The sequence below is a fragment of the Natronobacterium haloterrestre genome (assembly GCF_900112205.1).
GTDB lineage: Archaea > Halobacteriota > Halobacteria > Halobacteriales > Natrialbaceae > Natronobacterium > Natronobacterium haloterrestre.
Genome location: NZ_FOKW01000019.1, coordinates 1 through 24,722 on the forward strand (window position 1 = coordinate 1; position 24,722 = coordinate 24,722).

The 24,722-nt window shown below is 66.1% G+C and carries 28 protein-coding genes; 13 read left to right on the plus strand and 15 right to left on the minus strand.

Annotation, left to right across the window (positions count from 1 at the left end):
* Positions 1 to 155: 155 nt before the first annotated feature.
* Positions 156 to 1,235 carry a PAS domain-containing sensor histidine kinase gene (locus tag BM113_RS21105; RefSeq protein WP_089790011.1) on the plus strand — a complete coding sequence of 360 codons (1,080 nt, stop codon included), beginning with the start codon at positions 156 to 158 and terminating at the stop codon, positions 1,233 to 1,235.
* A 23-nt stretch (positions 1,236 to 1,258) separates the two neighbouring features.
* Here the strand turns inward: BM113_RS21105 and BM113_RS22805 are convergent, their stop codons facing one another.
* On the minus strand, positions 1,259 to 1,570 hold the full coding sequence (locus tag BM113_RS22805; protein WP_245758150.1) for a hypothetical protein: 312 nt from the start codon (positions 1,568 to 1,570) through the stop codon (positions 1,259 to 1,261).
* Here BM113_RS22805 and BM113_RS21110 point away from each other — a divergent pair.
* Positions 1,505 to 1,957 carry a putative PEP-binding protein gene (locus BM113_RS21110; RefSeq protein ID WP_245758149.1) on the plus strand — a complete coding sequence of 151 codons (453 nt, stop codon included), beginning with the start codon at positions 1,505 to 1,507 and terminating at the stop codon, positions 1,955 to 1,957. The genes BM113_RS22805 and BM113_RS21110 overlap by 66 nt on opposite strands.
* Before the next feature lie 13 nt (positions 1,958 to 1,970).
* Here BM113_RS21110 and BM113_RS21115 read toward each other — a convergent pair whose 3' ends face one another.
* The 3 genes from BM113_RS21115 to BM113_RS21125 form a co-directional block, all read right to left on the minus strand.
* Positions 1,971 to 2,852, minus strand: coding sequence for a class 1 fructose-bisphosphatase (locus BM113_RS21115; protein WP_089790013.1), 882 nt, complete (start codon positions 2,850 to 2,852; stop codon positions 1,971 to 1,973).
* A 1-nt stretch (position 2,853) separates the two neighbouring features.
* On the minus strand, positions 2,854 to 3,648 hold the full coding sequence (locus BM113_RS21120) for a class I fructose-bisphosphate aldolase (protein WP_089790015.1): 795 nt from the start codon (positions 3,646 to 3,648) through the stop codon (positions 2,854 to 2,856).
* Positions 3,649 to 3,829: 181 nt separating this feature from the next.
* Positions 3,830 to 4,429, minus strand: a complete 600-nt coding sequence (locus BM113_RS21125) for a hypothetical protein (RefSeq protein WP_089790017.1) — start codon at positions 4,427 to 4,429, stop codon at positions 3,830 to 3,832.
* Positions 4,430 to 4,605: 176 nt separating this feature from the next.
* Between BM113_RS21125 and BM113_RS21130 the strand changes: the two genes are divergently transcribed.
* From BM113_RS21130 to BM113_RS22505, 3 genes are all read left to right on the plus strand, one after another.
* A complete protein-coding gene (locus BM113_RS21130; protein ID WP_089790019.1) occupies positions 4,606 to 5,460 on the plus strand; it encodes a 3-hydroxyacyl-CoA dehydrogenase family protein in 855 nt (284 codons plus the stop codon).
* A gap of 111 nt (positions 5,461 to 5,571) precedes the next feature.
* Complete coding sequence (locus tag BM113_RS21135) at positions 5,572 to 6,798, plus strand: hypothetical protein (protein ID WP_089790021.1); 1,227 nt, start codon at positions 5,572 to 5,574, stop codon at positions 6,796 to 6,798.
* A gap of 46 nt (positions 6,799 to 6,844) precedes the next feature.
* Positions 6,845 to 8,026, plus strand: a complete 1,182-nt coding sequence (locus BM113_RS22505) for an ATP-binding protein (protein WP_177209253.1) — start codon at positions 6,845 to 6,847, stop codon at positions 8,024 to 8,026.
* A gap of 51 nt (positions 8,027 to 8,077) precedes the next feature.
* On the opposite strand, the gene BM113_RS21150 is transcribed toward BM113_RS22505, so the two are convergent.
* Positions 8,078 to 9,136, minus strand: a complete 1,059-nt coding sequence (locus tag BM113_RS21150) for a phytoene/squalene synthase family protein (RefSeq protein WP_007140614.1) — start codon at positions 9,134 to 9,136, stop codon at positions 8,078 to 8,080.
* 252 nt (positions 9,137 to 9,388) lie between these two features.
* Here BM113_RS21150 and BM113_RS21155 point away from each other — a divergent pair, with 252 nt between their 5' ends.
* A complete protein-coding gene (locus BM113_RS21155; RefSeq protein WP_089790023.1) occupies positions 9,389 to 10,534 on the plus strand; it encodes an acyl-CoA dehydrogenase in 1,146 nt (381 codons plus the stop codon).
* A 111-nt stretch (positions 10,535 to 10,645) separates the two neighbouring features.
* Here the strand turns inward: BM113_RS21155 and BM113_RS21160 are convergent, their stop codons facing one another.
* The gene (locus BM113_RS21160; RefSeq protein WP_089790025.1) at positions 10,646 to 10,939 is read right to left on the minus strand and encodes a helix-turn-helix transcriptional regulator; all 294 of its coding nucleotides are present in this window, start codon (positions 10,937 to 10,939) and stop codon (positions 10,646 to 10,648) included.
* 49 nt (positions 10,940 to 10,988) lie between these two features.
* Positions 10,989 to 11,927: a DUF3267 domain-containing protein gene (locus BM113_RS21165; protein ID WP_089790055.1), complete on the minus strand. Its 939-nt coding sequence runs from the start codon at positions 11,925 to 11,927 to the stop codon at positions 10,989 to 10,991.
* Positions 11,928 to 12,076: 149 nt separating this feature from the next.
* Between BM113_RS21165 and BM113_RS21170 the strand changes: the two genes are divergently transcribed.
* The 3 genes from BM113_RS21170 (at position 12,077) to BM113_RS21180 (ending at position 14,265) form a co-directional block, all read left to right on the plus strand.
* The gene (locus BM113_RS21170; protein ID WP_089790027.1) at positions 12,077 to 12,439 is read left to right on the plus strand and encodes a DUF7111 family protein; all 363 of its coding nucleotides are present in this window, start codon (positions 12,077 to 12,079) and stop codon (positions 12,437 to 12,439) included.
* Positions 12,440 to 12,528: 89 nt separating this feature from the next.
* Positions 12,529 to 13,983 (plus strand): heme o synthase, encoded by a 1,455-nt coding sequence (locus BM113_RS21175; protein ID WP_089790029.1) that lies wholly within the window; start codon positions 12,529 to 12,531, stop codon positions 13,981 to 13,983.
* Positions 13,984 to 14,037: 54 nt separating this feature from the next.
* Entirely contained in the window at positions 14,038 to 14,265 is a 228-nt protein-coding gene (locus BM113_RS21180; protein ID WP_089790032.1) for a DUF7860 family protein, read from the plus strand.
* A gap of 45 nt (positions 14,266 to 14,310) precedes the next feature.
* On the opposite strand, the gene BM113_RS21185 is transcribed toward BM113_RS21180, so the two are convergent.
* Positions 14,311 to 15,567, minus strand: a complete 1,257-nt coding sequence (locus BM113_RS21185; RefSeq protein ID WP_089790034.1) for an RNA-guided endonuclease InsQ/TnpB family protein — start codon at positions 15,565 to 15,567, stop codon at positions 14,311 to 14,313.
* A 288-nt stretch (positions 15,568 to 15,855) separates the two neighbouring features.
* Here BM113_RS21185 and BM113_RS21190 point away from each other — a divergent pair, with 288 nt between their 5' ends.
* Positions 15,856 to 16,572, plus strand: coding sequence for a DsbA family protein (locus BM113_RS21190; RefSeq protein WP_089790037.1), 717 nt, complete (start codon positions 15,856 to 15,858; stop codon positions 16,570 to 16,572).
* A gap of 19 nt (positions 16,573 to 16,591) precedes the next feature.
* Here the strand turns inward: BM113_RS21190 and BM113_RS21195 are convergent, their stop codons facing one another.
* Entirely contained in the window at positions 16,592 to 17,590 is a 999-nt protein-coding gene (locus tag BM113_RS21195; RefSeq protein WP_089790039.1) for an aldo/keto reductase, read from the minus strand.
* A 138-nt stretch (positions 17,591 to 17,728) separates the two neighbouring features.
* Here BM113_RS21195 and BM113_RS21200 point away from each other — a divergent pair, with 138 nt between their 5' ends.
* Positions 17,729 to 18,067 (plus strand): HalOD1 output domain-containing protein, encoded by a 339-nt coding sequence (locus BM113_RS21200; protein ID WP_089790041.1) that lies wholly within the window; start codon positions 17,729 to 17,731, stop codon positions 18,065 to 18,067.
* Between the two features lie 44 nt (positions 18,068 to 18,111).
* Here the strand turns inward: BM113_RS21200 and BM113_RS21205 are convergent, their stop codons facing one another.
* Entirely contained in the window at positions 18,112 to 18,678 is a 567-nt protein-coding gene (locus BM113_RS21205) for a GrpB family protein (RefSeq protein ID WP_089790043.1), read from the minus strand.
* A 76-nt stretch (positions 18,679 to 18,754) separates the two neighbouring features.
* Entirely contained in the window at positions 18,755 to 19,711 is a 957-nt protein-coding gene (locus tag BM113_RS21210; RefSeq protein ID WP_089790057.1) for a TIGR03557 family F420-dependent LLM class oxidoreductase, read from the minus strand.
* A gap of 119 nt (positions 19,712 to 19,830) precedes the next feature.
* Between BM113_RS21210 and BM113_RS21215 the strand changes: the two genes are divergently transcribed.
* The gene (locus tag BM113_RS21215; RefSeq protein ID WP_089790047.1) at positions 19,831 to 20,826 is read left to right on the plus strand and encodes an ABC transporter ATP-binding protein; all 996 of its coding nucleotides are present in this window, start codon (positions 19,831 to 19,833) and stop codon (positions 20,824 to 20,826) included.
* Entirely contained in the window at positions 20,823 to 21,602 is a 780-nt protein-coding gene (locus BM113_RS21220) for an ABC transporter permease (protein ID WP_089790048.1), read from the plus strand. Before BM113_RS21215 ends, BM113_RS21220 begins: the two co-directional genes overlap by 4 nt.
* A 46-nt stretch (positions 21,603 to 21,648) precedes the next feature.
* Here BM113_RS21220 and BM113_RS21225 read toward each other — a convergent pair whose 3' ends face one another.
* The 4 genes from BM113_RS21225 to BM113_RS21240 all read right to left on the minus strand — a co-directional run bounded on the left by BM113_RS21225 (position 21,649) and on the right by BM113_RS21240 (position 24,607).
* On the minus strand, positions 21,649 to 22,149 hold the full coding sequence (locus tag BM113_RS21225) for a pyridoxamine 5'-phosphate oxidase (RefSeq protein WP_089790059.1): 501 nt from the start codon (positions 22,147 to 22,149) through the stop codon (positions 21,649 to 21,651).
* A gap of 67 nt (positions 22,150 to 22,216) precedes the next feature.
* On the minus strand, positions 22,217 to 23,284 hold the full coding sequence (locus tag BM113_RS21230) for a Gfo/Idh/MocA family protein (RefSeq protein WP_089790049.1): 1,068 nt from the start codon (positions 23,282 to 23,284) through the stop codon (positions 22,217 to 22,219).
* A gap of 296 nt (positions 23,285 to 23,580) precedes the next feature.
* Positions 23,581 to 24,183 carry a DUF420 domain-containing protein gene (locus tag BM113_RS21235; RefSeq protein ID WP_089790051.1) on the minus strand — a complete coding sequence of 201 codons (603 nt, stop codon included), beginning with the start codon at positions 24,181 to 24,183 and terminating at the stop codon, positions 23,581 to 23,583.
* Between the two features lie 133 nt (positions 24,184 to 24,316).
* Positions 24,317 to 24,607, minus strand: coding sequence for a DdfA family disk-determining factor (locus BM113_RS21240; RefSeq protein ID WP_089790053.1), 291 nt, complete (start codon positions 24,605 to 24,607; stop codon positions 24,317 to 24,319).
* Positions 24,608 to 24,722 lie beyond the last annotated feature (115 nt).

Consider the following 24,722-nt stretch of genomic DNA (forward strand, 5'->3'; position numbering starts at 1 on the left):
CGGTGTACACAGCTGTCGCCTCCTCATTCCTTCCGAAAAGTACCACCGATAAGCCGCCGCAGTCATGCGATTCTTGGCTTAGCTAAAGACGGATGATACCTGTACATAACACTCATAGTAGTGATTATGCCGATACGACAGAGTCGACTGTATCAATGTCCGTTCAGGCAGACGTCAGACTACCATCGTCCTACGAGCGTCTCCACACTGGGGTTATTTTGTATGAGCCGACTTCTGGCAGGATTCTGGACGCAAATCGGCGGCTAGAATCTCTCTTTGGGTATTCGATAGATGAACTACAGGAAATTCCCATTGACCGATATTCTGCGAATACGTCCTCTTTTTCGGAAGCCGATTTCGTCGACCGGCTTTGTACAAGTGCTGAGGGGACACCACAACAATTCCGTTGGCGAGTCAAGCGGGCAGACGGTGAGTTGATCTGGGTCCAGATATATCTCTCCGCGCAGACGATTGATGATCGGACCTATGTCTGTGCGGAAGTTCGAGACGTCACGGAATATTACAACACCAGCCATCGAGAAGAGTTGTTTTGGCGTATTCTCCGTCACGATCTCCGAAACGGGGCAAATACATTGATCGGCTATAGCGAGGAAATCAAGCGCCTTACGGAAAGTGACCGCGTCCACAACGCTGCCGAGATGAGTAAGTGCGAGGCAATGGAACTCGCTGCGATCACAGACTCGGTTAAACGGATCCAGCAGGCAGTGAACCAGACCGATGTAGACCGGATCTGCCGAGAAGCAAGCGATACCGTACGGGAAGTGGTGGACGAACTCGGGGACGAGTATCCGTCTGCCACGATTGCGCTGGAAGAACAAAAACGAATGTGGATCCAGGTCGACACCGCCTTCGAGTATGCGCTCTCTGAGGCACTCGAGAACGCAGTCATCCACAGCGACGGGGTGAGCCCAGAAATCACGGTCGAGGTGGGGCCGTCGCCAAATACTGGTCGTGTTGAGATCAGTATCACGGATTCGAACCCGCCTATCCCGGACGCTGAACTCGACAGTCTCTTCGATCGGGCTGAAGTCAGCAGCGTATCTCACGGGTCTGGGGTTGGCCTATTCGTAATGAAATGGTGTATCGAGTCTCTCGGTGGTGAAATCACGATCGACCGACACAGCTCACGTGGGAACGCGGTTTCATTTTATCTTCCACCGAAAGAACCACCCGAGCAATCCTATAGCACGCCTCCTACACCAGAATCCGACTAAGGACACTGTCCGGCTAGCTACCGTTAGGCCTCAAGAATTCGCTCGTCTTTCGGCCCCGGATGCCACCGCTTCGAGCCGGGGTCGTGTTCGGGACACCCGGCTTCGACCATGACTTCCAGCGCCCGCCGGATTGTGCGGTCGTGGCTGTCATCCAGCCGGCCCGTTCCCGGACTCGCAACACCTGAAACGGGAGTGGCCGCCGAGCGAGCCGCCTCGAGTGCGAGGCGCTCCGGCAGGTCCGCGAGGAGGTGGGCCCGGAGAACGTCGTCGTGATGGTCCCGTTCTGTCGGACGCCCGAGGAGGATGAGCCCGTACTCGAGATCATGGACGAGCACGGGCTCTCGAGCGACGAAATGGACGTCTACGTGATGGCCGAACTGCCATCGAACATCGTGCTCGCCGATCGGTTCTCGGAGCTGTTCGACGGCTTCTCCATCGGGTCGAACGACCTCACGCAGCTCACGCCCGGCGTCGATCGCAACTCGGAGCAACTCGCCCCGCTGTTCGACGAGACCGACGATGCAGTGACCCGGTCGATCGGTTCGCTCATCGAGGAGGCCCACCGCCACGACCGGCCGGTCGGGATCTGTGGCGACGCCCCGTCGACGATTCCGGAGTACACCGTGTTCCTGCTCGAGGCCGACATCGATTCGATCTCGGTCTCGTCGGACGTCGCAGTGGAGACGATCCTCACGGTCGCAGAACACGAAAGCCGAGGTTGAACCGCGCCCGCCGCTACTCGAGCGCGTCCTCGAGCCGGTCGATGAATTCGGCGTTGCCGACGTGCAGCGGCACCCTGTCGTGGAGGTCGTCGGGTTCGACCTCGAGTATCGACCTGCTGCCGTCGGAGGAGCGGCCGCCGGCCGCCTCGATGAGGTACGCGATCGGGTTCCCCTCGAACTGCAGGCGGAGCTTCCCGCGGGGGCTGCCCTCGAGGGCGGGATAGGCGAAGATCCCGCCGTAGGTCAGCACCTGGTTGACGTCGCCGATCATCGCCCCACCGTACCGGAGTTTGTGCTCGGGGTTCGACTCGATCTCCCGGACGAACTCCCGGAACTCGTCGTGCCAGTGGGGTACCCGGCCGCCGAAGCCGTAGACGAGCGGATCGTCGGGGAGGGTGATGTCCTCCTCGACGACGGTTCGCTCGCCGCCGGTGAGTTCGTACTTCGTGACCGATCCGTCGCGGGCGTACGCCATCGTCGTGATCGGCCCGTAGAGGATCCAGCCGGACGCGACCAGCGCGGACCCCGGCGCGGGCAGCGGTTCGTCGTAGATGCCGAACACGGTCCCCATCGTGTTGTTCGACTTCAGGTTCGACGAGCCGTCGAGCGGGTCGACGGCGACGGAGACCCGGTCGTCGCCGCCGTCGATGATCTCGGATCGCTCCTCGCTCGCGTACTGGGCGACGCCGTCGATCGACGTCAGCCGATCGGCGAGCAGTTCGTCGGCCCAGACGTCGGCCTCGACCTGGGTCTCGCCGCTGGGGTTTTCCGCGCCGGCTTTTCCTCTGCGACCGACCAGTCCCTGCCGGATCTCGGCCGCCGAGCGGGCGATCGTGGCGACGACGTTCTCGACGGGATCGAGACCGGGATCAGGTTCGGGATCGGTAGCGTTCATCCTACTCCGTGGCCTCGAGCGCGGCGTCGGCCGTCTCCTCCTCGAAGATGACCTTCTCGAGGGCGTCGAGGATCCGGGTGGGGTCCTCGCGCTGCCAGACGTTGCGGCCGACGGCGAGTCCCTTCGCGCCGGCGCTGACGGCGGCCTCGACGGTCGAGAGGAACTCGTAGTCGGAGGTCTTCGAGCCGCCGCTCATCACGACTTTCATGTCGCCCGCGGACTTGCAGGCGTGTTCCATCGCGTCGGGGCTGCCGGGATATTTGACCTTCGCGATGTCGGCGCCCAGTTCGAGGGCGATCCGGGTCGCATAGGAGATGACCTCCGGCTTGGTGTCGTTTTTCAGCCCCTGGCCGCGCGGGTACGACCACATGACGACCGGCAGGTCGTGTTCGCGGGCCGCCTCCTGAACGTCGCGGAACTCCTCGGCCATTTCGACCTCGTGGTTCGAACCACCGTAGAGGGTGAAGCCGACGGCGTCGGCCCCGATTTCGGCCGCGTAATCGACCGACCAGTTGACGGCCGAGTCGTACTCGCCCATCCAGAGGTTCGAGGTGCCGTTTACCTTCGCCAGCAGGTTGACGTCGTCCTCGTAGCTCGGGTAGTACCCCTCGGCGATCCCCTTCTGGACCGCCATCGCGGTGACGGCGTCGTGGGTCGCCGTGTCGAACACCGTCGAGGGGTCCAGTTTTTCGGGAACCTCCTCGAAGTCGGTCGGTCCGTGCTCGAGTCCGTGGTCCATCGCGAGAATCAGTGATTTGCCGTCGCGGACGATCGGGGAATCGTCGATCGGGATCATCTGATAGAGTGTCCGACAGTCCGGTATATATCTCTGGTGGTCCGGATTATCGAAATTACGTACTTCTGTAGTAATGGTGGACGAAATCGGGGGATGGAACGGTCCCTTCCTTCAGTAGGGACGGCGTTCTCGAGGGAGGATTCGAGAAACGGATCCGTTCGGACCGGACCGGACCAGGGGATCAGTCGATCAATTCCCGGGCGTTGTGTCGCCACGCGCGGACGTGCAACACGTCCAGACCGAGGGCGTCCGCCACCTCGCTCGCGTGGACCGTCGCCAACCGTTCCGCGGAGACGATCCCACCCTCGGCCAATGCGTCGGCGTCGTCCGGACCGACGCCCGTCACCGCCGTCACCGGCGTCGGCTTCGGGTACGGCCGCTCGTCGGGTCGCTCCCGGCCGACGGTGTCGAACTCGGCCTCGTACTCGAAGGACTGCCAGTCCTCGTCGTCGCTGACGGCGATCCACTCGCGTTCGGCCTCGCCGAGGCCGCGGACCTCGCTCGAACGCCGGTCGAGGTCGCCGTCCCCGTCGGCGTCGCTGACGAACGACCACGGCAGGGAGAACCGCCTGCGCAGCGCGTCCGCGACCGCCTCCTCGAGGCCGGCCTCCAGCAGCGACCGGTAGGAGTGGTGCTTCTCGCGAACCGCGTCGGGGTCGAGGTCGGCCTCCTCGAGGGCGGCCCGCTCGTCGGGCTCGAGTGACGTCCCCTGTGGGTCCGTCTCGGCCCCGCCCTCGGAGCCGACCGGTTCGACGACGTATTCCTTGCTCACGCGATCCACCAGTTACCCGTATCTCACACTGTCGAGTCTTGAATTTTATTGTCGCCTGAACTGAATTCCGCGTCCCGTCCGAGGTGGGCGGCCCGACCGGACGCCGGCCCGATCCGCCTGCTCAGACCCCGGAACCGCCGGCCTCGACCGGCACACTTACGGAACCGTCGGATGAACCACCGCGCATGGTTCGCGATCGGATCGAACGGATCGGCGTCGTCGGTGCAGGCACGATGGGAAGCGGCATCGCCCAGGTCGCGGCGACCCACGGCTACGACGTCGTGATGCGGGACATCGAGCAGGAGTTCGTCGACAACGGCTTCGAGACGATCGAGGACAGCCTCGAGCGGCTGGACTCCCGGGGAGACCTCGAAGAGGATCCCGAGACGATCCGCGGTCGCATCGAGGGAACGACCAACATCGAGACGTTCGACGACCGCGACCTGGTGGTCGAGGCCGCCCTCGAGGATCTCGAGGTCAAACAGGACGTCTTCGACGATCTCGAGCGGGTCTGTGACGAGGACGTCGTCCTCGCGACGAACACGAGCACGCTGTCGATCACCTCGATCGCCTCGGACCTCGACCACCCCGAGCGCGTGATCGGCCTTCACTTCATGAACCCGGTTCCGATCATGGAGGGCGTCGAGGTCGTCGTCGGCGAGAAGACGACCGAGGAAGTCACCTACCTGGCCCACGACCTCGCCGAGGACCTCGGGAAGACGACCTGGGAGTCCGACGACAAGCCCGGTTTCGTCACCAACCGCATCCTCATGCCCTGGATCAACGAGGGCATCCGGGCCTACGACGAGGGCGTCGCCTCGAAGGAGGACATCGACGCGGGGATGGAACTCGGCACGAACGTCCCGATGGGCCCGCTGACGCTGGCCGACCACATCGGCCTCGACGTCTGCCTGCACGCCTCCGAGACGCTCCACGAGGAACTGGGCGATCGGTACAAGCCGGCCTACCTCCTCAAACGGAAGGTCGAGGCGGGCGACCTCGGGAAGAAGACCGGGAAGGGCTTCTACGAGTACGAGTAGTACGAGTCCCGCCGTCGCAGTCCCGCCGCGTCCGCTTCGAGCCGCGCGCTCGAGACGCGACGCGAAACGTGTTGGGGTAATTTTATTTTCGCTCGAGCGGACGGTCGGGACGTGTCCCCTCCGCCCTCCGCTCGAGACCGATCGACAGTCAGCGGGCCGTCCCCACCAACGCGGCTCTTCACGGGCCTCGCGGTCGTCCTCGTCGCCGTCCTCGCGGCCGTCACCGTCCTCGCCGTCGCCGGGGCCGGCCCCGCGACCGCTGGCCACCCCCCGCTGTCGGTCTGTGGCGTCTGTGGCTCCGACGGTATCGACGGCGCGACCGGATCCGGGACGCTAGATATCCGCCTGGACGAGCGTGGCGACGCCCGCTTCGTCGCCCGCGTCCCGGTCGACGACGACGCCGCGGCGACCTACCGGACCGATTCCGACGCGCTCGAGTCCGCCGTCGAGGCGGCCTGGTACCGCTACGACGTCGCCACGGACGAGGCGACCGATCTCGAGGCGTCGGTCGAGGACGGACGGGTTCGCGTCGGCTACGACGTCCCCGACGTCGCACAGTCGCGGGTCGGCGACGGCTGGGTGGTCGACTACTTCTACGCCGCCGACACGCAGTATCGCTACGGTTTGCGCGCTGATCGCGTTACGATACACGCCCCGGACGGGATGGCGGTAACGAACGACCCGGCGAACGCCGCCGTCGAGGGCCGTTCGGCGACGTGGACGGCCGACTCGGGGATCACGAAGCGGACCTACCTCACCTACGGGCCGACGGGCGTCGACGGGACGGTCGCCTCCTGGGGTTCGGCGGCCGCGGTCTTCGGCCCGGAACTGATCGATCACGGTCTCCGCGCCAGCGTCGTGCCGGTCGCCGTTGTCGGGCTCGCGGTCCTCGCCGCCGGGCGGCTCGGCGGCCGGCACCGGGGAGCGGCCGGCGACCGCGAGCGGGCCGTGCTCGAGCGCGCCACCGGCACGGTCGGTCTGGAACCGACGGGACGGACGCTGTTCGCCCTCGTCGTCGTCGCGAGCGGACTCGTCGCGGTCGGATGCTGGCTGACCGTCGGTCCCGGGCTCGGCGTCCTGACCGGCACGTTCGGGCTGGCTGTGGGACTGTTCCTCCCGTTCGGGTACGCCCTCGAGCGGAGCGGCGGCCGATGGATTGGACTGCTGGCGATGGCGGCTCCGATCGCCGCCACGACGGCATTTGCGCCCTACTACGTGCTCGGTTTCGGACCGCTCGCGGGTGGCGCCTTTTTCGTTCCCTGGGCCGTCGTCGCCGCCCTCGTCGGCTACCGACTGTCGCTGACCGGTCGCGCCCTCGCGGCCGATTACGAAGGTTGAGATCACACACCGAACGGTTATTATCTTCCAGGGTACAGTGGAAATGATGGAGCCATCGAACCGGCTGGGATCCAGGGCCGCGGGTCGGCCGATGGTCGTGGCGATCGGTGCGTGCTATCTCCTCCTCGCGGTAGCGACTGCTGTCGTCCCGACGTCTCACGACGGTTCGCTCGTCGCGGTCCTCGTCGTGTTCGCGTTCATCGGCGGCTCCGGGGCCGTCATCTTCGTCGGCGGCTACCGGCTTCCCCGGACGGACATCGATCCGCGGTTCTATCCCGTCATTTCGACCTGGTGTCTCGTCGGTATCGGGGCAATGGTCGCGATCCTCGCGCTGTACCACGCACAGCCCGATACCGGCCTCTCGGAGCCCGCACGGTCGCTGCCGATACTCACCGGCTTCAGCGCCGTCGCCGGGTTCGGCGTCGGGCTCTACGACGCCCGGGCAAAGACCCACGCCAGACGCCTCGAGCGACAGAACGAACTGCTCGAGCGGACGCGAGCACAACTCGAGGAGTCGAACGAGCGGTTGGAGCAGTTCGCGTACGCCGCCTCGCACGACCTGCAGGAGCCGTTGCGGATGGTGACGAGCTACCTGCAGTTGCTCGAGCGGCGGTGCGGCGACGATCTGGACGCGGACGGCGAGGAGTTCCTCGAGTACGCGGTCGACGGGGCCGAGCGGATGCGGGCGATGATCGACGGCCTGCTGGCGTACTCGCGGGTCGAGACCCGCGGGGAGCCGCTCGAGCCGATCGACCTCGAGGACGTCCTCGAGGACGTTCGGAAGGACCTCGAGCTCAGGATCGAGGAGACGGACACCGATCTCGAGGTCGGCGAGTTACCCCGCGTCGAAGGGGACCCGAGCCAGTTGCGACAGCTGTTCCAGAACCTGCTCTCGAACGCGATCGACTACAGCGGGGACGAGCCGCCCCGGATCGAAGTCGTCGCCGAACGGGACGGCGAGGAGTGGATCGTCTCGGTCAGCGACGAGGGCGTCGGAATCGGCCCCGAAGAACAGGAGCGAATCTTCGAGGTGTTCCAGCGACTGCACAGTCACGAGGAGCATCCGGGAACGGGGATCGGACTGGCGCTGTGCAAGCGGATCGTCGAACGTCACGGCGGCGAGATCCGGGTCGACTCGGAACCGGGAGAAGGGGCGACGTTTTCGGTGACGCTGCCCGCGGCGACCACCGAAGTGGCCGCCGGAGCCGGCGAACGCGGCCCGGCGTAGCCGGACTCACGGCCCCTCGAGTTCGATCGATCCGCTGTAGCCGACGAGAGATCAGTGGTGCAGCGGCTTCTCCGCCATCTCCTGACGGAGTTCCTCGAGTCGGGAGCGGGAGATGTCGTCCTCGAACTGCTGGATCAGCGCGTAGACTTCCGCGCGTGGCACCTTCACGTCGCCCTCGCGGACGACGTCTTCCGGCCGTTCGCGGAGTTCCCGCATCGTCCCGACCGCGAGCAGGTAGGGGATCGCCCAGGCCGACAGCCGATTGCCGTGTTTCTCCGGGACGACCTCGAGGTAGCGGTGAGCGTCGTCGACGTACGTCTCGGCTCGACTGGTGACCCGTCGGATGACGTTCGTGACGGCGCCGTGGTTCTCCGCGTCGGTGACCGCTTCGGCCGGCACCTCCTCGTCCGCGAGCCACTCGGCGGGGAGGTAGACGTTGTTCTCCTCGTGGTAGTCGTTTTCCACGTCCTTGGCGATGTTGACCAGTTGCAAGAGCAGGGCGAACGAGCGGGCGTTGTCCCGCATCTCTTCGGCTCGCTCTTCGGAGGCGCCGCGAGCGACCAGGCCCGTGATCAGCGTTCCGACGGTCCCGGCGGCGTACCAGCAGTACTCCTCGAGTTCCTCGAGCGTCTGCAGGCGGAGTCCGCCCTCGTCGGCGTAGCGATCGGTGAACATCGCCATCCCGTCGACGAGTTCGCGGACCGGATCGCGCATGATCTCCCGCGGTTCCTCGTCCAGGGACTCGAAGGTCCCCAGCACGCGTGGCGTCCGGGCAACGACTTCCCAGTCCTGGTCGCGCTCCTCGGGGGCGGGGAGCCAGGGTTCGACTTTCTCCATGAACGTCGCGACCGTCCGGTCGGTGTCTGTCTCGGGGTCGAGTAGCCTGTCGTACTCCTGGAGTAACTCGGTCTGGGTCTCCGGCGGGATGTGGCCCGCGTCCTCGATCGTATCTGCGACTCGACATAAGAGGTAGCCGACGCAGATGTGTCTCGCCATCGGCTCCTCGAGCCGATCGATAGTGATCGAGAAGGTCCGCGAAACGCCGTGAACCGCGTCGAAACACCACTCCAGGTCGGCGTGGATTCCGTATTCGGGCTGGCCGGAGGTCATCTACTCGAGACTAATTTGAGCCCTTCCCGGAAAAACGCCGCGGTCCCGGCGGAATACGGTCGCCACGCGCGGACCTGACCGATCGCCGTTGTCGTTCTCGCTCTCGTTTCCGTCCTCGTCGGCCCTGGAACGGCGTTCGGCGGGAATTCAGCCCGGCAAACGGCCGTTCCGACGACCTCGATCCGCGTCCACCGGAGTGAACGCCACTCGAGTGTACTAACAATGAAGAGGCGACCCCACGATACGTCGCACATGGACTTCGCACTCTCGGCAGAGCAGCGCCAGATCCGGGACATGGTAGCGGAATTCGTCGACGAGGAGGTCGTCCCCGTCGCCGACGAGATCGACCACGACGACGAGTTCCCCCAGGATCTCGTCGACGAAATGGGCGAACTCGGGCTGATGGGGATGCCCTTCCCAGAGGAGTACGGCGGCGCCGGCCTCGACTACCACTCCTACGCGATCGGCCTCGAGGAAATCTCGCGCGGGTCGGGCGGCCTGGGAACGATCGTCGCCGCTCACACCTCGCTCGCGGGCAACATGCTCTACGAGTTCGGCGACGAGTCCCAGAAGGAGGAGTACCTCACGCCGCTGGCCGAGGGCCGCGACGTCGGCGCGTTCGCCCTTTCGGAGGCCGGCGCGGGCAGCGACGTTCCCGCCATGGAAACTACCGCCGAGAAAGACGGCGACGAGTACGTCCTCGAGGGCAGCAAGCTCTGGATCTCGAACGGTTCGGTCGCCGACACGGTCACGGTGTTCGCCAAGACCGACCCCGACGCCGGGAACAAGGGGATCTCCTCGTTCGTCGTTCGGCCCGAGGAGGACGACGGGTTCATCGTCGAGAACACGGAGGAGAAACTCGGCGACAAGGGGTGTCCGACCGCCGAACTCCGCTTCGACGACCTTCGGATTCCCGAAGGCCGCCTGCTGGGCGCCGAAGGCGACGGCTTCGTCCAGGCGCTGAAGACCCTGAACGGCGGCCGGATCACGATCGCGGCCCGCGGCGTCGGCATCGCCCGCGCGGCCTTCGAGAACGCCCGGGACTACGCAAACGAGCGCGAGCAGTTCGGTCAGCCGATCGGCGAGTTCCAGTCGATCAAACACAAGCTCGCGGATATGGATACGAAGATCCAGGCCGCGAAGATGCTGATGCACAAGGCCGCGGACAAGAAGATCCGCGGCGAGAACTACATCAAGGACGCCGCCCAGGCGAAACTGTACGCCAGCGAGGTCAGCCGCGAGGTCGCAAACGAGGGCATCCAGATCCACGGCGGTTACGGCTACACGAAGGACTTCCCTGCGGAGCGGTTCTACCGCGACGCCAAGCTCAACGAGATCTACGAGGGCACCAGCGAAGTGCTGCGGAACACGATCGGCGACCAGTTGCTCGAGGAATGAGCCGTCCCGCGATGTCGGCCCCGTGAGACCTGCGCGGAGCCGGACGGAACGACCGCTCGAGCGAACGTTCCGTTCCCCGGTCGGGAACGGCATCTCTCCTGCCGCGAGCGGCTATCCCGCCCCAGCGTCGTCCTCGAGACACTCCCGTACCCACTCGTAATGGTCCCGGACGCGCCGCTGGCCGGCATCGGTCAGCGCGTACGCGTCGTGGATCCCGTCGGTTCGTTCCTCGACGAACCCCGAATCCACCAGCGCGGACAGCGAGCCGTAGAACGACTTCGGATCGATGCGCTCGTCGTAGTGGGCCTCGAGCCGGGACTTGAGTTGCTGGCCGCGCAGTTCGCCTTCCGCGGCGAGCAGGAAACAGACGTCCCGCCGCCGGCCGCTCTGGAGCCACTTCGTCATAGGTAGAGGGCCGTCGCGCAACCCGTCGTTCGTTACGGTTTCCGGGCGGTCACTCGAACTCGAGGGCGAACCCCTCCCGCACCGCGGCGACGACCGTCCAGCCGACCCCGCCCAGCGTCGCGCAAGCGAGGACGAGCGGGGCCCGAACCTCGAGGACGGCGCTCCCGTCGCCGCGGAGTTCGTGATAGAAGAGGAACCAGCCGTTCGGATCGCCGACGGCCACGGTGCCGGACCCGAACGCCAGCGAGGCGAAGACGGCGACGATCGTGGCCCCGACGATCGCGGCCAGCGTCCCGACCGCGCCCGCGAGACCCCGCGAGAGTACCGCAACACTCGCGCGTCTTTTTCCATCCGAACCGGAGTCGGCCGGCGAGCCGTGGATCGCGAACCCCTGCCGGTCGGGAGTGGAGTCGTCCTCGAGTCCGAGTTCCGTCACCTGAACGCCCGCGGGATACTGCAACAGCGTCGCGGCCATCCAGAGGTCGCCGATCGAGCCGGCGGCGTTGGCCGAGAGCGGGACGAGCAGTACCGGCGAGGGGTAGACGACCATCGCGCCGAGGCCGATCGCCGTGATGCCGACGAAGGGGGTAAGCAGGACGACGAGCATCTCGCTGCGGGTGAACCGGGTGCCTTCGGTCCCGGCGTAGGCGTATGGCAACACGAAGTGGGAGAGCCCGATCCCGAAGGCCGGACGGCTCCCGCCGTCGGTCCCGTACCGGGCCATGCAGAGCCCGTGAAGCAGTTCGTGGAGGACGACGACGGGCGCCACCAGCGCGAGCGCGAGGACGAACAGTTCCGGGAAGAGCGGCGAGGGATCGACGACGATCGGCTCGAGCGCGACTCCCCGGACAGTGGCCAGCACGTGGCCGAAGGCGTACGCGAAGGCGAAGAAGCCGACGACCGCGGTGACGAGCCACTGGACGGCGACCGCGCGCGTGAGACGGAACTCGGCGAGCGGGCGTCGGCCGGACGGCTCCGTTCGGCTCACGACAGTCCGTCCCGCGGGCGGGGAAAAATCGGTATCGGTATCGGTATCGGTATCGGTATCGGCATCGGTATCCATGCCTTCGAGCGCCGAACCCCACCTGCCTCCCCGGAACCGATAGATTCCCGGTCCTCGAACCCCGAGGTGAGCGTATGACGGGAGACGGTTCCGCCGACGACGCGGACGACGCCGATACGGGAGACGACCGAACCGCAGCAAACGACGGCATCGAGGCCACGTACACCGAAACCGACGAGGAGCGCGTTCTCGAGTTCGTGCGCGCCGGGACTGGGACCGGGACCGGGACCGGGACCGGCGGCACCACGGCAGCCAGCGCAGCCATCGCCCAGAACATCGAGGGCTATGCCATGCTGAAGGTCCGCCCGACGGCAGAAGGCGACGAACTCGAGCGCTACTACGGGTTCGACATGGCGCTCGACCACGCGGCGGAACTGCTCGGGGTCTCGCAGTACGACCTCCCGGTTCCGGATGCGGCCGAAGATATGGGGATGTAGTGGCGGTTCTGTCCTAAACGACCCTCAGATAGGGGGAAAAAGCGGGACGCATAAATACGCGGAGTCGAACGATTCAGACGAGAATAGCCGTGGCAACCGAGTCGTTCCCCCGTCCGATCGGGACTCACCGACGCTTCTCCGCACTGCTCGCAGCGACCGCGCTCGGCGTGTACCTGCTGTTGATCGTCGGCGCGACGACGTCGATCACGAACGCGACCGCGGCGTGTTCGACGTGGCCCACCTGCCACGCGCCGACCGATCCCCTGAGCCAGACGCAACTCGTGATCGCCTGGGGGCACCGCATCGCCGCGTTCCTGGTCGGAGTGCTCGTCGCGGCGTCGGCGTTGGTCGCCGTCCGCGGCGACGCGTCCACCCGCGTCCGCTCGACGCTGGTTCTCTCGGCCGGACTCTACGCCGTTCAGGTCGGCGTCGGCGCGGCCACCGCGACGCTCGGCCCCGCCGCCGTCGCTCCCGGACTCCACCTCGGGCTCGGCGTCGTCATCTTCGGCGGCGTCGTCCTCGCGCTCGCCTGGGACCTCGAGCTCGCGACCGGCGAAGAGGACGACGCGATCGATCTCGAGCCCGACGCGGCTCCCGCCTCCGCCACCGCCCCCGAACCCGGACCCGAACCCGAACCCGTCGAAGCCGAGGAACGGACGCTGCCCTCGGGGGGACTGGCCCGCGCCAGGCTCACCGCGTTCGCCTATTTCAAGATGATGAAACCGCGGCTGATGTGGCTGCTCTGTCTCGTCGCGGCCGCCGGCATGGCGCTGGCCGCGGGCCCGGCGCTCGACGCCTACACCATCGTCGCCACGCTCGGCGGCGGCGTCCTCTCTATCGGCGCCTCCGGAACGTTCAACCACGTCCTCGAGCGCGACGTCGACCGGAAGATGTCCCGTACGTCGGATCGCCCGCTGGCGACCGACCTGATCCCGGTCCGCAACGCGATGGCATTCGGCGGGCTGCTGACCGTCGCTTCGATCGGTGTCTTCCTGACGATCAACGTACTCGCGGCAGCGCTGGGGCTCGCAGCGATCCTGTTTTACAGCGTCGTCTACACCCTCTTGCTCAAGCCAAACACGGTCCAGAACACCGTGATCGGCGGGCTGGCGGGCGCGCTCCCGGCGCTGATCGGCTGGGCGGCCGTCACCAACGAGATCGGTCTGCCGGGGCTGGCGCTTGCCGGCGTCATCTTCCTGTGGACCCCGGCGCACTTCTACAACCTCGCGCTGGCGTACAAAGACGACTACGCCCGCGGCGGGTTCCCGATGATGCCCGTGGTGCGCGGCGAAACCGAGACTCGCAAACACATCGTCTACTACCTCGCTGCGACGCTCGTGGGGACTGTCGCGCTGGCCTGGATCACCGAACTCGGGGCCATCTACGCGGCGACGGTCGCCATCTTCGGCGCCGTGTTCCTCTGGACCGCCGTCGTGCTTCACTTCGAACAGACCGAGTCGGCGGCGTTCCGGTCGTTCCACGCCTCGAACGCCTTCCTCGGCGCGGTGCTGGTCGCCGTCCTCGTCGACGCGCTCGTGCTCTGACAGGGCCGGCGAGTTGAACAAAACTGTTAATCCAGCCCGTTCGAATGCTCAACTATGAGTCGGTACGGCGGTATGGATTACGCTGCGTTGACCAAGACCGGCTTCCTGCTCGGTATCGGGCTGCTCACGCTCGGTGCTGGCGGCGAACTGTTCGGCCAGTTCGTTCTCGGGGGAGTACCAGGCTGGGAGGACAGGCTATTCACCTACGCGGAAGGACTCGGTATCCTCGTCAGTTTCGTCTCGGTCTGGACGTTCGGCGTGTTCCTTCCACTCACGGATTGACATCCTCCTCCGCCTGAAGGCGGAGGAATCCCGAGCGTTGGGATATTAGGGTTTGCAGTCTCCCTGTTCTCTCGGGGCGAACCGTCCGCTCTCGCGGTCGAACAGGAAGACTCCGGGCTGTGCCAACCAGCCGTTACTCATATCCCCCGTCGGGGGACTCTGAGTTATCTTTCGTCGGATGTTTACGGCACCGTTCACGTCTGCGTTCATCGTCGTTTCACAGGACTCGCAGACGTACAAGCCACGCTCCACGCGGTTCGCATCTCGAATCTGCCCGCAACACGAACACGTCTTCGACGTGTTCTCCTCGTCTACGCGGTCAACGAGGATGCCGTATTCCTCGGCCTTGTATTCGAGCAGGCGGGTGAAGCGGTCGAACTCCCATCCGTGCAACTTCTTGTTCCCCGACTGATCCCAATTCCGCGAGTCGCCGTTCCGGTCTTCACGGATGTCGCTGAGGTCTCCAACTGCGATCTCCGCCACGCCTGCTTTGACACACCGTTGAACAATGTGTTTCGAGAGGGTGTGGAGGAAGTGGTCTTTGCGCCGGGAGAGTTTCCGCCGAGCCTTCAACGCCCGCTTCGACGGCCCGTTCGCGCCTTCAGTCTGGTACTCCTCGCGGGTGAAGTAGTGCTTGTCCTCTTTCAAGGTATTCCCCGGATACAACTCCGAGGGGGCGTCCTCGTAGTCGATGGCGAGGTAGTTGCTGATACCGAGGTCGATGCCCGCCGTCTTGTCACCGGGAGCTTCCTCAACGGGAATTTCCTTCTTACAGACGAGGTGGAGTTCCCACTCGCCTCCGTTCCAGACGGCACGCACCTGCTGGATGTTCTCCACTTGTACGTCGGGGCGAGTTTCGTATTCCGCGAGGAGGAAGTCAGACCGACTCTCTTTCAGGTGGAAGCCTTTCGAGAGACGGAGTTGACCGTGTTTATCGTCGTGTTTGATGCCTTTCTGTTTCCACGTCACGGTGGAGCGTGGGTGTCGGTCCCCACGTTTCCGGTAGCCCGGTGGGTTGTTTCCGTCGTCGGAGTTGTACCAGCCGTTGAACGCTTCAGCAAGTTCTTCGAGAACTCGCTGACTTGACTGAGAATGGAGGTCACTGTAGCGTTCGTGGTCTTTCAACTCCGATTTCAGTTCGGCTTCGTTGGGTATCTCACCGTCGTCATCCCACCGTTGTTGGATGTAGTAGCGTCCGACGTTCCACAGTTTAGATGCTGAGAACCCGCACTGGTCGAGGTCGTCACGAACCTGCTGGTGGTTCATGATTCGGGCGACGTAGGTGCGGGTCGTCTCCAGCATCGTACTATGTTCATAATTAGTTATGAAACAGAGTATATTAAAGACTGTGTTTGGCGTGGAATATCCGGCCTTGTTGGTGTCTGTGGAATGTGTCACTGAGTGACGGCGCGTATAACCCGCGAGGGACGTCGGAAACGACGGCTCGACGGACGCTATCGCGACCCGAACCGAACCCTCTCGGTCGCGTCCGGTCCGCTAACGTCCTGATTGCCCGGACTCGCTTTCCCTCTCCTCGAGCCTTCCAGGCGTGTCGACACCGCTAACCCCGTTCGAACGCTACGGTGGTCCATGCACCGTCGCTCGTTTCTCGCCGCCGCGGGCGTTTCGTCGGTCGCCCTCGCCGGGTGTGCCACGCTGTTCGACGCTTCGATGCCCGCCGCACTCGAGGACGTCGATCCCGAGCGCCAGGTACCGACGCCGACGCAGGGCGACGGCGAGGTGACCGTCGCAGTGTACGAGGACCTCGGCTGTTCGCACTGTCTGGACTTCGAGACTGACGTGTTCCCGATTCTCGAGGACGAGTACGTCGCGACCGACGAGATCGAGTTCCGCCACTACGACTTTCCCGTGATGGCTGCCGACGAGTCGATTGCGATGGCGAACGCCGCGCGGGCGGTGCAGGACGTGACCCGAGGCGACGGGCAGGACGAGGACGGCTCCGGGGAGCCAAACGGGCTGTTTTTCGACTACAAGCACGCGGTGATGACCGGCGACGACGAGGACTGGACCGACGACGGGCTGGTGACGCTTGCGGAATCGCTCGAGAGTGATGCCGCCGGTGGTCCCGACCCCGACTCCGACTCCGACCCCGACTCCGACCTCGACCCGGACACAGTCGCGACCGCCCTCGAGAACGAGACCTACTACCCGACGCTCGCCGCGGACTGGGAACGGGGCGACGAACGGAACGTTACCGGAACGCCGACGGTGTTCGTCGACGGCGAGAGCGTCGACCGGGCGACGGATCCCGACGCGGTCGTCGAGGCGATCGAGGACGCGCTGTAATTCGAGCAGGCGTTCGGCGCTACTCGGTATCGGCTCGCGCCGCGTCGATGCGCTCGAACTGCTCGTCGGTCAGGTCGATCTCGACCGCGCCGACGTTTTCCTCGAGTTGCTCCGGCGTCCGCGCGCCGACGATCGGGACGCAGGTAAACCGGTCCTGCTCGATGAGCCAGCGCAGCGAGACCTGGGCCGGCGTCGCGCCGACCTCGTCGGCGACGGACTCGACGGCGTCGAGGACGTCCCAGGCGCGTTCGGTGACGTAGTACTCGTCGAACATGTCGTCGAGGCTGCCCCGCGAGCCGTCGGGCGCTTCGAATCCGCCCTCGTCGGTTCGCTCGTACTTCCCGGTGAGGAAGCCGCCAGCCAGCGGCGAGTACGGACAGACGGCGACGTCCTGGTCCGCACAGACGTCGAGGTAGTCGCTCACCTCGTCGTACTCGACGGCGTTGACCATCGGCTGGGTGACGTCGAACCGCTCGAGGCCCTCGACGTCGCTGGTCCACAGCGCCTTCGTGAGTTTCCAGGCAGCCATCGAACTCGCACCGAGGTAGTGGACTTTCCCCTCGCGGACGAGTTCAGTCAGTACCGAGAGCGTCTCCTCGATCGGCGTGTCGTCGTCCCAGCGGTGGATGTAGTAGAGGTCGAGGTAGTCCGTGCCGAGTCGCTCGAGCGTCCCTTCGACCTGTGCGCGAACGTGCTTGCGGCCGAGTCCGGAGTCGTTCGGGCCGGGTTCACCCCAGCCGTCGAACGGGAAGTAGACCTTCGAGGCGATCACGAAGTCCTCGCGGTCGTGGTCCGCGAGCCACTCGCCGATCCACTTCTCGCTGGTGCCGTCCGGATCGCCGTAGACGTTGGCGGTGTCGATGAAGTTGATGCCGTTCTCCCAGGCGGTATCGAGGAGGTCGTGGGCCTCCTCGCGGTCGGTTTCGACGGTGTTGCCGTGTGTCTTCCCGAACCGCCAGGTACCGAAACAGAGCTTCGAGACGGTCGTCCCGGTGTTACCGAGCGTGGTGTACTCCATACCCCCGGGTTCGCCCGCGGGACCCAAAACCGATTGGGAAGCGGCCAACGCGTGGGCGACCGGCGGGCAGTTCGCTCGAGAGCCCCGCCTGCGAATGCATCCCCAGCCGTCTTTCCGGGTGGAGAGGTACGGCCCACGATGAACGGGACGAACCCAGCCGTCCGCGAACTCGGCACGGACTCCGGCCCGGACGCGATCGAGTACGAGTACGACGCGGAGACGCCGGCCAGCATCGCCGTCGTCCACGCGATCTGTGCCGTCGCCGACGTCGATCCGCTCGAGGCCCCGACGGAACTCGGCTTCGTCCTGCACGAACACGTCGACCCGGGCGCGATCGACACGCTGCTCGGCGACGGAACTGGCGACGGTAACGTCGTGGTCTCGTTCGACGTGTCGGACGACCAGGGCCGGGTCTACACGGTCGAGATTTCCGACGACGGCCGGATCGGGGTCCGGGCGCTCGATTCGGCCGGATAACGGCCGCGTCGCCCGCACACCGCTCGGGTCACCCCCGCAGCGGATCACTCCACGGTCGGCACCTCGAACGCGAACGAGAGAGCCTCGTCGGTCCGGGCGACCTCGAGGACGCGCTCGACGAAGGCCGTCTTCCCCACCGAGTACTCCGTCAGATCCTCGGTGCCGCCGGCGAGGTCGCGTTTCAGCGCCGCGTACTCCTCGCGAAGGTCGGGCCGGGACGCCAGCACGTCCCGTGTGACGACGCTGATCCGCCAGCCGTCGGCCGAAGCCGCGAACACGTGGACGTTGAACCGCTGGCCGTTCTCCCGCCGGAAGAGCGGGTGCCACTCGTCGCTGTTTTCCGTTCTGGTCCCCCCGAGTTCGGTCTCGAGGGTACGCGACACCGGCGCGACCGCGTCGTCGGTGACGACCACGTCCAGGTCCACGATGTCTTTCGCCGGGAGCCCAGGGACGGCCGTCGAGCCGACGTGTTCGATGCGCTCGAGGGCGGACTCGAGGTTTCCGGCGCGAAGCGTCTCCCGAACGCGGTCGCGCTCGGCCCCGAAGCGCTCACGCCACGTGTCGTATCTGGACGGAACGAGTTCGATGGGGTCGTCGTTCGGATCGACCATTGTTCGGCGGACTCGCGTCATCCCCTTGAAGATTCCCCCGGTCGAGAAGGAACGTGGAACCGGCTTTCGGTCCGGATTACCGGAACGACGGCAACACCTCCGCCTCGTAGAACTCGAGCATCCGCTCCTGTTCGGGCCCGATCTGGTGGACGTAGACGTGGTCGTAGCCGGCGTCGATCGCTTCCTGGATACTGTCGATGTGGGCCTGGGCGTCCTGCTCGGTCGTCGTCCCCGACTCGGCGACGTCCTCGCGCTCGACCATCTCCGCGGCCTGCTCGAAGTGGGCCGGCGTCGGCAGGGTCTGGGCGAGTTCGCCCGGCAGCGAGCCGTTGGGCCAGTACTCGTGGACCGTCTCGATGGCCTCCTCCTCGCTCTCGGCACAGCAGACGTGCATCTGCGTGAGCATCGGCCCGTCGCCGCCGGCGTCCTCGTAGGCGTCGACGACCTCACCCTGCGGGCCGGAACACCAGAGGCCGTCGCCGTGGTCGGCCGCCCACTCGGCGGTCTGGGGGCCGAACGCGCTGGCAACCGTCGTCGGCTGCTCGTCGGGAACCGTGTAGAGACGGGCGTTCTCGACGGTGTAGTGCTCGCCGTGGTGGCTCGTCGTCTCGCCGGTCCACAGGTTCCGCATCACCTCCATCGCCTCCTCGAGCATCTCGAGCCGAACGTCGTGTTCCGGCCAGCGCTCGCCCGTGACGTGTTCGTTCAGGTTCTCGCCGGTACCGACGCCGAACGTGAACCGGTCGCCGAACATCTCGTCGACCGTCGCGACCGCGTGGGCGACGTTGACCGGGTGGATCCGGATCGTCGGGCAGGTGACGCCGACGCCGACGTCGATCTCGTCCGTCTCGACCGCGATGCCGCCGAGCGTCGACCAGACGAACGGCGACTCGCCCTGCGCCGACACCCAGGGGTGGAAGTGGTCCGAGATCGAACAGAAGTCGAAGCCGGCGTCTTCGGCGCGGGCAGCGTTCGCGACGAGTTCCATCGGGTCGTGCTCCTCGCTCGAGAGGGCGTATCCAACGGCGGTCACGGTTGCCGCTACCACGAACGGGTGGTTAACGCTCGAGCCTGCGAGTGCGAGCACCGAGCTCGTCGCCACAGGGCTCCGGAACCGAACCCCTTACCCGGGACCGGTCGCTACCGAACCCCATGGAAGCCGTAGTCGAAGCGACCGAGCTGCGGAAATCCTACGGCGAGACGACCGCGCTGTCGGGGGCCTCGCTGTCGGTCGACCGCGGTGAAGTCTTCGCACTCATCGGCCCGAACGGGGCCGGCAAGACGACGCTCGTCCGGGCGCTGACTGGGACGACGGAACCCGACGCGGGATCCGCTCGCGTCTTCGGCGAACCGCCGACCGCCGTCGACCGGGACCGGCTCGGCGTACTCCCGCAGGACTTCGCCCCGCCGGACAGGCTCACCGCCCACGAACTGATCGACTACTACGCGGGCCTGTACGACGACGCCAGGGACCCCGACGAGGTCCTGTCCGACGTCGGGCTCGTCGACGCCGGCGAAACGTGGTACGAGAACCTCTCGGGCGGCCAGCAGCGCCGCGTCTGCGTCGGCTCGACGCTGGTCAACGACCCCGACGTGCTCTTCCTCGACGAGCCGACGACCGGGATCGACCCCGCCGGCCGCCGAACCGTCTGGCGGCTGATCGAGGACCTCGCGGCCGGCGGCACGACCGTCGTGCTGACTACCCACGACATGGCCGAGGCCGAGCGGCTGGCCGATCGGGTCGGCCTGCTCGCCGACGGCTCGCTGATCGCCCAGGGGTCGCCCGAGGCCCTCGTCGCCGAACACGGCGGCGGGAGCCGAGTCCTCGTCGAGACCGACGCCGACCCCGAGGCGTTCGCCGACCTCGAGTATCCGGTCGAGCGGGCGAGTCGCGGCTCCAGCCGTGGTCGCGGGGGCGGAACGTCGGCCGGCGTCGTCGTCCGCGACGTCACGCCCGCCGAGATCGGCACCGTCGTCGACCACCTCGAGGATCGCGGCCTCGAGTACACGGGCCTGACCTGGGCCGAACCCGACCTCGAGGACGTCTACCTCGCGCTGGCCGACGAGACCGAGCGGGAACGCACTCGACGGGAGCCGATCGATTCGCCGCCGGAGACGGACGCGGCGACGCCGGGTGAGACGGCATGAGCCGGTTCGGTCGCGTTCGCTCGGAGGCCGACGCCGGCTGGCGGTCGTTCGTCCGCCGCCGGACTGCGGTCTTCTTCACGTTCTTCTTCCCGGTGATCCTGATCGTCATCTTCGGCGCGCTCGTCCGGACCGACCCCGCCGGCGGCGGCCTGTTCGCCGAGCCGGCAGCCTACTACGTCCCGGGGTACCTGGCCACCGTAGTCCTCTTCACGCCGCTTTCCCGGATGGGCAGCGAGGTCGCCCGCCACCGCGAGGGCAACCGATTCGAGAAACTCGCGACGACGCCGCTGACCCGAAGCGAGTGGCTTCTGGCCCAGACGGCCGTCAACGCCGTCATCATCGGGCTGGCAGGGCTGCTCATCCTCGGGCTCGTGATCGTGCTGACGGGAGCCGAGATCGCCGTCTCGCCGCTGCTCGTCCCCTACGTCCTCGTCGGCGTGATCGCCTTCTGTGGAATCGGCGCGATGCTCGGCAGCTACACCGGTTCGCGCGACGGTGCCGTCGCGGCCAGCAACACGATCGCGCTCCCCCTCCTCTTTCTCTCGGAGACGTTCATCACGCTCGAGCAACTGCCCGGCTGGTTCGAGCCGCTGGTGAACCTCTCGCCGCTGACGTACTTCGCTCGCGGCGTCCGGGCGGTGGCCTACCCGGCGGCCGAACCGGCGCCGGTCGCCGGAACCGGGATCGACCCCGCGCTGGCGAACCTGGGGATCCTCGCCGTGCTGGCGGTCGTCGCGTTCGCGCTCGGCGCGCGCTCGATCCCCCGGACGGACTGACGGTGACGGTGACGGTGACGATGACGATGACGATGACGATGACGATCTATTCGGCGTCGCCCATCCGGTCGGAGTAGTCCCAGCCGTAGACGACCGCCGGCTCGATCGCGATCGTCACCTCGTCGCGCTCCTCCCGGAGCAGCGTCCGTGCCAGTTGCGAGTCCGTTCCGCCCAGGTATTGCTCGAGCAGGTCCCTGAGCGTCTCCTTCTCGGGGTCGGGGGCGACGGACGCTGTCCCGCGGCCGCGGACGCCCCTGTACGGCGGGCGATTCGTCGAGATCTCGAAGGCGACTTCGGCCTCGGGGTCGGTCGCGGAGCCGTCGTCGGTCGCGGTCAGGTAGTCGACGACCGTGGAGTCCGCCGCTGTAGAACACTCGAGGAGCCAGGGATCGGAATCCTCGTCGGCGTGCAGAAACCGATACCACAGCGACAGCATCCAGAGGTGGCCGGACGGCGTCCGACAGGCGATCCGAACCGGGATATCCCGCTCCTCGAGGAAATCGGCCAGTTCTTCACGGGTCAACGTGCCGCGAACGGTCGTTGTCACGGGCGGACCTTCGGCCGCCGCCGACATAACGATCCCTGCCCCGGTAGGCCTCCGACTCGAGCGTCGGTCACTCCAGCCGCTCCTTCCTGGCGTCCTCGATCAACGACTGGACGTCGATCCGCCGTTCCTCCCGGTCCGCCCGGTACGCCGCCTCCGTCAGGGCAGTCACCTGGAGGCCGACGTCGCCGGGGACTTCGGGTTCGGAGTCCCCGGCGATCGTCTCGAGGAAGTTCCCTAACTTCGCGCCCGTGAGCGTCGTAAAGTCGGTCGGCGCATCGATCGTGCTCTCGTAGACCGTCGCGCCGCGTTCCTCGAGCCGGATCCGCTCGCCGTCGAACGTGACCCGACCGTCGGTCCCCCAGACCGCGTACCCCTCCGACGGCGAGAGGTTGACGCCGTCGCCGCTGACGGTGACGCCCGCGAGTATCGACCGGCCGGCGTCCTGGTTCCCTCCGTCGGCCTCGAGTCGTACCGAGAGCGAACTGTTGACGTCGATCCGGTCGTCTTCGTCCTCGTCGGCGTACTCCATGTGTCCGGCGACGCTCCTCGGCGTCCCGCCCGTGATCCACAGCAGGGCATCGAGCAGGTGCGAACCCGAATCGTACAGCTGTCCGCCCCCCGAAAGGGAGGGATCGACTCGCCAGGTTCCTTCGTGGAGGTCGATCCAGTTCTGCCCCAGGTACGCGTTCGCAGTGTGAACGTCGCCGATACGGCCGCTGTCGACCAGCCGTTTGATCTCTGCGAACCCCGGATGGAAGTGGCGCTGGTAACCGACCTGGATTTCGAGCCCCTCGCTGTCGGCCGTCTCGAGGAGGTCGACCGCGTCCCCGACGTCCGTCACCATCGGTTTCTCGAGGTAGACGTGGGCGCCGGCCTCGAGACAGGCCCGGGCCTGTTCGTAGTGGAGTGTGTGGGGCGTGACGATCACCGCGACGTCGATCTCGTCGCCGTGGGCCTCGAGCAGCGACTCGTGATCGGCGTACGCCGGTGCATCGAACTCCCGTTCGAAGACGTCCCGTGCCTCGGCAGCCACGTCGGCACCGGCGACGAGTTCTACCCCCTCGAGATCGACGAGCACCTCGAGGGCGAGTTGGCCGAGTCCGCCGAGTCCGATCGCCGCAGCGCCGAACTGCATACCCTAACCGCCATGTCCGGCCCGAAAAGGCCTTCCCCGTTTTTCGGTTGTAGCGACTCTCCTTCCGTGTGGCCGTTCTTTCTTTCCGACCGACGAGCCGCGAGCGCCACCGGAAGCTACTCTCCGGTCGCCGGCGTCCGTACCAGTATGCCCACGTGCCCCGGTTGCAGACGGCAGCTATCCCACGAGAACTGTATCGAACACTTACGATACTGCAAGTGGGTCTGGAGCGATCGCCCGGAGCGGGAGTCCTGCTGGGGCGAACGCGTCGTTCGGTACGTTCGCGACGGAGAGCGCTAGACCAGCGGAACGATCATCGCCGCGAACTCGTAGTCGTAGACGTGGTTGAGCAACACGTAGGTCACGACCCCGAGGACCAGGCTCAGGATCCAGGTTGCGGCCGCGATCCGGCCGACTCGAGCGTGTGCCGTCTCGCGCAGCTCCGCCGGGGTATGCGTCAGCCCGAGCAGCAACGCGTAGAGGACGATCGGCACCGCCACGATCGAGAGCACGATGTGGATCGCCAGCATGATCAGGTACGCGTAGTAGACCCGTTGCGGGCCGACGAACAGCTTCTCGCCGCCCCCGCCGACCCTGATCAGGTAGACGACCAGGAACAGCAGGATCAGGGAGAACGCGCCGACCATCGCCGCCCGGTGTTTCTCGACCTCGCCCGTACGAATCCAGTACCAGCCGGCGATCAACAGCCCGACCGTGGCCGTGTTGATGACCGCGATCACGTGGGTGAGCAGGTTGATCTGTGCCTGGGTCAGGTCGGGATACAGCGGTACGTCGAGCAGGAACGTCCCGATGACCAGGGCGTACCCGACGATCGTCAACGCCACCGTTGCGCCGATCGGCCGCTCTCGGAGTCGACGTTTCGCGTCCGCAGTTGCCATCGTCGATAGTTAGGAGAGGCCCCGTATCTGTCTTGCCGTTCCGGCCGTCCGGACGGCGTAATCCGCCAGCGAAGGCCGTGCTGGTCGACGGTAGCGTGTGGCGAGTGGTGTGGGGTGAGGCGTTGGGCTACGGTTACGGTTCGCTCTCCCCGTCCTCGAGCGAGACCGCCCCGCGTTCGTCGACCGTGACCACGTATCCGCAAAATTCGAAAGTGACGGCTCCACCGGGACGGGATTGTCCGTCGGCGTGACTCGCAAACAGCGAGTCGAGAGCGTCGGGATCGACGACCGCGTGTAACGGTTCGTACTCGGGTGGTCGTAGCTCTTCGGACGAGATCCCTTCCGCCGACGCGACGGCTTCGACGACCGCCTGACTCGGCTGCTGCCTGACCGTTCCGTCGATACTGTCGCCGCCACCCTTCATGATGTCTCGATCCTTTCGAATCTGCTTTGTTGAATAGCTTCTGAATGGTAGTTAGAGAGGCTCACAGAGCTTTTCTATGTTGATGATGGCGAACATGAGGACAATTTCACGGAAC

What these genes read in the sequence shown, in the direction of transcription:
- BM113_RS21105 (WP_089790011.1), top strand. Translation starts at nt 156, where the DNA reads ATGTCCGTTCAGGCAGACGTCAGACTACCATCGTCCTACGAGCGTCTC.
- BM113_RS21115 (WP_089790013.1), bottom strand. Translation starts at nt 2,852, where the DNA reads ATGAACGCTACCGATCCCGAACCTGATCCCGGTCTCGATCCCGTCGAG.
- BM113_RS21120 (WP_089790015.1), bottom strand. Translation starts at nt 3,648, where the DNA reads ATGATCCCGATCGACGATTCCCCGATCGTCCGCGACGGCAAATCACTG.
- BM113_RS21130 (WP_089790019.1), top strand. Translation starts at nt 4,606, where the DNA reads ATGGTTCGCGATCGGATCGAACGGATCGGCGTCGTCGGTGCAGGCACG.
- BM113_RS22505 (WP_177209253.1), top strand. Translation starts at nt 6,845, where the DNA reads ATGGAGCCATCGAACCGGCTGGGATCCAGGGCCGCGGGTCGGCCGATG.
- BM113_RS21150 (WP_007140614.1), bottom strand. Translation starts at nt 9,136, where the DNA reads ATGACCTCCGGCCAGCCCGAATACGGAATCCACGCCGACCTGGAGTGG.
- BM113_RS21155 (WP_089790023.1), top strand. Translation starts at nt 9,389, where the DNA reads ATGGACTTCGCACTCTCGGCAGAGCAGCGCCAGATCCGGGACATGGTA.
- BM113_RS21160 (WP_089790025.1), bottom strand. Translation starts at nt 10,939, where the DNA reads ATGACGAAGTGGCTCCAGAGCGGCCGGCGGCGGGACGTCTGTTTCCTG.
- BM113_RS21170 (WP_089790027.1), top strand. Translation starts at nt 12,077, where the DNA reads ATGACGGGAGACGGTTCCGCCGACGACGCGGACGACGCCGATACGGGA.
- BM113_RS21180 (WP_089790032.1), top strand. Translation starts at nt 14,038, where the DNA reads ATGAGTCGGTACGGCGGTATGGATTACGCTGCGTTGACCAAGACCGGC.
- BM113_RS21185 (WP_089790034.1), bottom strand. Translation starts at nt 15,567, where the DNA reads ATGCTGGAGACGACCCGCACCTACGTCGCCCGAATCATGAACCACCAG.
- BM113_RS21190 (WP_089790037.1), top strand. Translation starts at nt 15,856, where the DNA reads ATGCACCGTCGCTCGTTTCTCGCCGCCGCGGGCGTTTCGTCGGTCGCC.
- BM113_RS21195 (WP_089790039.1), bottom strand. Translation starts at nt 17,590, where the DNA reads ATGGAGTACACCACGCTCGGTAACACCGGGACGACCGTCTCGAAGCTC.
- BM113_RS21200 (WP_089790041.1), top strand. Translation starts at nt 17,729, where the DNA reads ATGAACGGGACGAACCCAGCCGTCCGCGAACTCGGCACGGACTCCGGC.
- BM113_RS21205 (WP_089790043.1), bottom strand. Translation starts at nt 18,678, where the DNA reads ATGGTCGATCCGAACGACGACCCCATCGAACTCGTTCCGTCCAGATAC.
- BM113_RS21215 (WP_089790047.1), top strand. Translation starts at nt 19,831, where the DNA reads ATGGAAGCCGTAGTCGAAGCGACCGAGCTGCGGAAATCCTACGGCGAG.
- BM113_RS21220 (WP_089790048.1), top strand. Translation starts at nt 20,823, where the DNA reads ATGAGCCGGTTCGGTCGCGTTCGCTCGGAGGCCGACGCCGGCTGGCGG.
- BM113_RS21230 (WP_089790049.1), bottom strand. Translation starts at nt 23,284, where the DNA reads ATGCAGTTCGGCGCTGCGGCGATCGGACTCGGCGGACTCGGCCAACTC.
- BM113_RS21235 (WP_089790051.1), bottom strand. Translation starts at nt 24,183, where the DNA reads ATGGCAACTGCGGACGCGAAACGTCGACTCCGAGAGCGGCCGATCGGC.
- BM113_RS21240 (WP_089790053.1), bottom strand. Translation starts at nt 24,607, where the DNA reads ATGAAGGGTGGCGGCGACAGTATCGACGGAACGGTCAGGCAGCAGCCG.